The 5,419-nt window shown below is 68.6% G+C and carries 4 protein-coding genes and 1 pseudogene; 2 read left to right on the top strand and 3 right to left on the bottom strand.

All coding sequences use genetic code 11. From position 1 onward, the window contains the following. Nucleotides 1–813: 813 nt before the first annotated feature. Nucleotides 814–1,278 (top strand): DNA N-6-adenine-methyltransferase, encoded by a 465-nt coding sequence (locus BMW62_RS21940; protein ID WP_170852525.1) that lies wholly within the window; start codon nt 814–816, stop codon nt 1,276–1,278. 242 nt (nt 1,279–1,520) lie between these two features. Further along, on the top strand, nt 1,521–3,416 hold the full coding sequence (locus BMW62_RS21935) for a hypothetical protein (RefSeq protein WP_091935811.1): 1,896 nt from the start codon (nt 1,521–1,523) through the stop codon (nt 3,414–3,416). 70 nt (nt 3,417–3,486) lie between these two features. On the opposite strand, the gene BMW62_RS21930 is transcribed toward BMW62_RS21935, so the two are convergent. The 3 genes and pseudogenes from BMW62_RS21930 to BMW62_RS22360 all read right to left on the bottom strand — a co-directional run. Beyond that, a complete protein-coding gene (locus BMW62_RS21930) occupies nt 3,487–3,999 on the bottom strand; it encodes an ASCH domain-containing protein (protein ID WP_091935809.1) in 513 nt (170 codons plus the stop codon). Then, the gene (locus BMW62_RS21925) at nt 3,999–4,946 is read right to left on the bottom strand and encodes a GNAT family N-acetyltransferase (RefSeq protein ID WP_244524221.1); all 948 of its coding nucleotides are present in this window, start codon (nt 4,944–4,946) and stop codon (nt 3,999–4,001) included. Before BMW62_RS21925 ends, BMW62_RS21930 begins: the two co-directional genes overlap by 1 nt. A gap of 310 nt (nt 4,947–5,256) precedes the next feature. Next, nucleotides 5,257–5,419: pseudogene (locus BMW62_RS22360) on the bottom strand (IS701 family transposase); the annotation flags it as partial.

The following is a 5,419-nucleotide window of genomic DNA, read 5'->3' as shown; positions in this document are numbered from 1 at the left end:
CACTCGGGTTCCGCAACCTCACCAACTACATCGCCAGAAGCCTGCTCGAGACCGGCGGGTTCAGGCCCCGACTACACCCTCGATCGTGAAGAGCCCCTTTGCTGGGCAACGACGACAGCACTCGACCTGACCGAGTGACAGGGATGGTCGAATGCCGGGCGTCGACGAACCGGCACTTCCAGTGCCGTGATCAGACCCGGAGGCAACCACGTCGACCGTCGGCGGAAGCTCACCCCGCGCGAGTACCTGGTGAACCCGCACGGTTTCGGGCGAGATGCCCGAGCGCAGTTTCTCGTGCCCCCCGGTGGCGACGGCATCTCCGCGGAGATTGCCAGAGTGCAACACGCGCTCGTGCTGGCGTGGCGGTCCGCCCGGCCTGCCGGTTCCGGCAGTCAGGACGCCCGTGCCTTCGGCGTCTCCCCGTCGACCTGGAGCCGCAGTGTGTTGGGGGAGCGGTGGCTGGGTGAGACCGTCATGGCCGCCGTCTTGCATCGGACTGCGACCTGGCTGGAGTGAGCCTTGCGTCAAGGAGCAGTGCTTCGCTGCTACGGGGACAGTGGGCCGACTGGCCGAAATGCTCGACGCACCGGTGGCGTGGTTGTCGGGCAGAGTCAGTTCCACCGCGGGAGTGACGCACCGCATGCGTTTCGTCTCCCTCCGTGAGAGACGAAACCCTCGATGATGCGACCCGTGCCCCGCCGTACATGCGCTGTCTGCCGAACGCCCATCACGCAGCCCACCACTGGTCGGCCCCGGCAGTTCTGCTCGAGCCCTTGCCGGCAGCGGGCGTGGAAGCGCAACCGGCGACGCCCCATGGCAGCCGAACGCCAGGCCTGGTGGACTCCCGAGCCACTTCGGTCGCAGATCCTCACCGAGTACAACGTGACCCTCGACGCCGCCGCGTGCGTGCAGTCGCGTCTGGTGCCGCAGTACCTAGGACTCGACCACGAGGACGCCCGCTACCGGGACTCGCTCGCCCCCGACGTGGATTGGGGCCAACTGGCCGGCCCCTCCGGATGGACGTACCTCAATCCGCCCTACCTGCCCATCCCGCTGCTGTCCGGCATGCTCGCCAAGGCGGCCGCCAGCGCGGCCGCAGGCAGCCCAGTGATCGGCCTGGTGCCCGCCAGCGTGACCACCCGCTGGTTCACCACCCACATCACCGACGCCGGTGCCCGCGTCCGGTTCGTGCGCGGCAGGGTCAAGTTCACGGGGCCGTTCGCGAACGGGGGCTCAGCGCCGTGGGGCGTCGCGCTCGTGGAGTGGCCTGCCGGCTGATCCACGGTGGATCCAGAAAGCCCCTTCTGCCTGCGCGTTCCTCCGAATACCGGACGGTCCAGTCGTTGCAGCCTGGGACGTCCGAAGCGCCGCGGTGGGACGCCGTCGGCCTGCGCTGGAACGGGTGACGAACCTCCGAATGGCATGGCTGTTGCAGTCGCTGGGCTTGCACAACCGCGTTGTGCTGTGCACGGTCGTCGCCCTTTCCGGGCCCGTCGGTGGGTGGCAGTACCGTGCCATGGGTGGGGGACATCTCCGGCGGCGACTCGAGTCCGGCGGCGCCCCAGGTCATCATCAGCTGGTCTCACGCCTCGAACGCGGGACGGGGTTTCAAGGACCCGGCGGCGAAGCGCGCGGCTGATGAGGCTTGGCGTGATGAGGTCCTCGAGTTCTTCGTTGCGCTGCGTCGGTCAGGGATCGATGCCGAGATCGACCTCGCTCACTTCAGCGAGCGTGGAGTCGACTGGACGCGGTGGGGGCCGACGATGGTCCGCGAGCGTGACGTCATCGCAGTCGTCAACGCGGGCTGGCGTCGAGCCTGGGAAGAATCGGGAGACGGCTTCACCGGGCGCGGCGCCGCCGCCGAAGTGGATGTCCTCCTGAGCATCTTCAACGAAGATCGAGACGTCTTCCAGGAGAAGGTGCTGCTGGTTCTCCTTCCGGGCAGCGACGACTCGGACGTGCCGTATGGCCTCGGTCGACTTCAGCGTGTCCGCGTGCGGGCGTTCGACGACGACGGCCTCACCCCACTCCTTCGGATCCTGACCGACCAGCCTGAGTACCCGCTGCCGCCTCTCGGTGCGATCCCGCTGCTCCCGGCCGCCGCCAGCGCCGTGATCCAGCGACGGCTCGACCATCCCGCCGCTGTTGAAGGGCGCGTGGGGGCCCATGACCACGTCGGCATCACCGACTCGGTCACTGTGGAGCTCGTGCGCGGCGGCGCCGAGAAAGAGGCGGAGGCGGAGGCGGAGCTGCGCGATGAGATCGCACTGCTCCGCAGCGCACTGCGGCAGGTGCCGCAACCGGGGCCCGGTGAGGGGCCCCACATCCCCTGGTTCAGGACCTGGGAGCAGCTGCAGATCCAGCTCGACGGGCTCCAGCGCCAGCTGGCCGCCCTTGAGGCGCGGGCGCCGGCGTCAAGTTCCGCGCCGTCCTCTCAGGACGAGCTGCGCCTGGCGTCCCTGTTGGACGGTGTTGGCGCCGAGGTCGAGCGCAGCAACCGCTGTTGGCTGCTGTTGGCGGCGGCACCGGCGGCCCAGCAGGCCGCCGTTCGCGGCGCGGACCGGGCGACAGTTGAGCAACGTCGCGAGCAGCTGACGCGCTGGCGCGAGACGAGGGCACCGGTCGTCTCGCTCGACTGGAGCACCGAAGCGGTACGGCGCCCTGGGCGCGTGACCTTCACCGGTGAGTTGGCGCGCGGCCCAGGGTTTTCGACTCGCTGGCGCGTCGAGCTGCTGGACGACGGCAGCGCAGTCGTAGGCGCTGCCGTGGCGGAGACGCCTTTGGCCGATGGCATGGGAAGCGTGGCCTGGCCTGGGCAAGCGGGGCAGACGTTGCGCGACGCAGCGATCTACCTGCCGGTCCGTCGCGACCTGCTCGAGATCTGGACGCTCACGGCCGTCGAGTTGGCTGTTTACCAGGCCCTGCGTGACGCCGAGTCCGGCGGCGAGTTGGTCCTGCAGGCACGTCTCATACTGCCGATCGACCTCGCCATGCCCGGCGTGCACGACCCGCGGCGATTGGGTGTGCGGATCGTCGAGGAGGTTCGGGACGAGGACGGGCACCATGACGGTGACCGGCCGGTCCCCGGCGGCTTCGACCTGCCCCTGGACGGTCAGCCGCCCTGCTCGGCCCCGAACCTGGTCAGGCTGCCAGCTGCCGACTCCCCACGGGCAGTAGTCCAAGCAGCGCGACATCTTGCCGGAGCGTTGCTGGAGTTCTTTGGGGTGGAAGGCACGGCGGTGCTGCGAGCAGATAACACGCTGGACCCATTCGCCGCAGCGGAAGGTGACCAGCAGGTGACGTATCAGCATGCGCGGGCGCTGGGCCTCCCGGTCGATCCCCGCGGCCCGGCCGAGCGTCGGCGACGCTACGACGAGCTGGTTGCCGAGGCACGTGCCCAGTTGCGTCCCGAATGACCGATGCCTCCCCGCTGGTCCGGGCGGTGCTCAGCCGGAGGCTAGGCCTCAACGGTTCTCGAGCCTGTCGCTAGACCGCGCGCAGTAGCCGGTCGGCTGCCGCTCGGGCGACCTCCAGGGTTCTCTCGACGAGGGAGGCGATCGCGGACGACTGCGAGGCGAGGCCGGTCTCTGTGTGGTGTGGGGCGCGGTGCGACCAGGCACGGACGCTGGTGGCTTGGAGTGGGGACAGGTAGCTGAAGCTCTGGGGTGGCCTGATCACGCCGGGCAAGTCGGTGAGAAGACGGGGCTCCGTCAACGGCTGCACTCTCCCGATGAGGATCCCGACGGCCGCCGGCTTCTGCGCGTAGTACGCGCAGAAGCCGGCGGCGCTGATGCCGGCGTGGCGGCTGTGGCGGTCCCACAGCTCGTCGGGTGCGGCGACGTCATGTCCGAGGACCTCGAATGTGCCGACGATGCGACCCACCGGCTGAGTGGCGTAGATGACCACCGTGGAAACGTCCGGGGCGAGGCGTCGCTTTCGGAACTCCACCCGCTTGGTGCCTGCGAGGATCGCGTCGGCGTACTGCGGGTGGATCGACATCAGCGCAACTCTTTGAGCCGTTCCTGCAGCCAGCGTCGTCCCTCCTCGTCGCGAACGCCGGTGATGCTCTGCGGTGGACCGTTGAGCACACCGGCGTTGTCCAGCACTCGCCGTGACCACGGTGGTTCTAACAGCCGGTCCTGACGGAACAGAACAGCGAGCACGGGACGCGCCGCACCGCAGCGCTCGGCGATGTCGTCGAGTGTGTAGACGGTGCGCCGGCCGACCAGACGAGCGATCTCCTCGGGACTCCGGCTGATCAACACGTCCTCGACGACGCCGACCGCGGTGACGGCGGAAAGGTTGTGTGAGCGGTAGAACAGTAGCGTCGCGCCCGGGCCGATCTGCCGGGCGGCGGCGTTGCACAGGTATGCCTTGCGCAGAGCGTTGCCGTACGGATGTTCACCAGTCCACAGGCTCAGCTGCGGCATGAACTCAGGGAACAGCAGGTCGTGCCACTTGGGCTCGACGGGCACCACGAAGAACGGTGCTTGCGCGTCGACGGCCGGTGGTCCGTAGGTGATGTGGAAGGCCAGCGGATCGGCCGCCGAGTCCTCGCCCGTCGGCCGCAGCTGCTTGGCCATCACCCGTTCCTCGCGGGGACTGCGGGCGCGGTCGCGGAAGCCGAACGCGCTCAGCAGCTCGATGAGGGTGACGTGTTTGTCGAACACGGTGACGTAGATGCCGTCGTGGCCGTGGTGATGCGCGTGGTTGAACAGCGTCTTGAGGAGCAGTTCGCCGTATCGGCGTCCGTGGGCTTCGTCGGTCACCTTGAACGTGGAGAGCTTCAGTACCTTCCCGTGCAACCCGTATGGCCGGTCGAGCTCGTCCTTGACGAGCATCACCCCGGCGTAGTTGCCGTCGTCGTCACGGATGATCCATGCCGGCCGGTGCTCCCTACGGGCACCGGCGAACCAGTTGTCGAAGTCGGGGTAGTCGTCCCGCAGTGATTCGAAGATCGGGTCGTGCGGGTCGAGCTGGTAGGAAATGACCTGGTCAACGGCCGGCGGCGGGCTCAGCGGGAGTGGGGAGAGGTCCCGAAGAAGTTGCCCTGCTTCGGCCAGCGGGAGGACGTTCTCGGCTAGTACTACAGCCGCACTTCAGTGGCAGCGCCGCGGGTGATGTAGTGGCAGCGGCGGGCCCGGGCTTGGTGTCTGCGGCGCCAGTGTGACCAGTGGAGGATCCGTTGTGGATCGTGCTCCGGGGGCCAGACCAGGCAGGTGATCAGGTGCCGGATCTCGGGCAGTGACAGCTCGCTCAGCTCGCCGCGCAGGTCCGGGGCCCCCCTTTTTCGCCGCTGGTGGCGGCGCGGGTGACGGTGAGGAAGGCGTGCGCCCAACAGGCGAGGGTGATGTGTCGGTACCAGGCGTCGTAGCGGCGGACCTGGTACTGGTCCAGGCCGACCTGGCCCTTGCCGGTC

Source organism: Blastococcus sp. DSM 46786 (assembly GCF_900109665.1).
GTDB classification, from domain to species: domain Bacteria; phylum Actinomycetota; class Actinomycetes; order Mycobacteriales; family Geodermatophilaceae; genus Blastococcus; species Blastococcus carthaginiensis.
This window is presented reverse-complemented; position numbering and strand designations above follow the sequence as displayed.

Excerpts from the sequence above, each read along its gene's own strand:
- BMW62_RS21940 (WP_170852525.1), top strand. The coding sequence starts at position 814 with ATGGCAGCCGAACGCCAGGCCTGGTGGACTCCCGAGCCACTTCGGTCG.
- BMW62_RS21930 (WP_091935809.1), bottom strand. The coding sequence starts at position 3,999 with ATGTCGATCCACCCGCAGTACGCCGACGCGATCCTCGCAGGCACCAAG.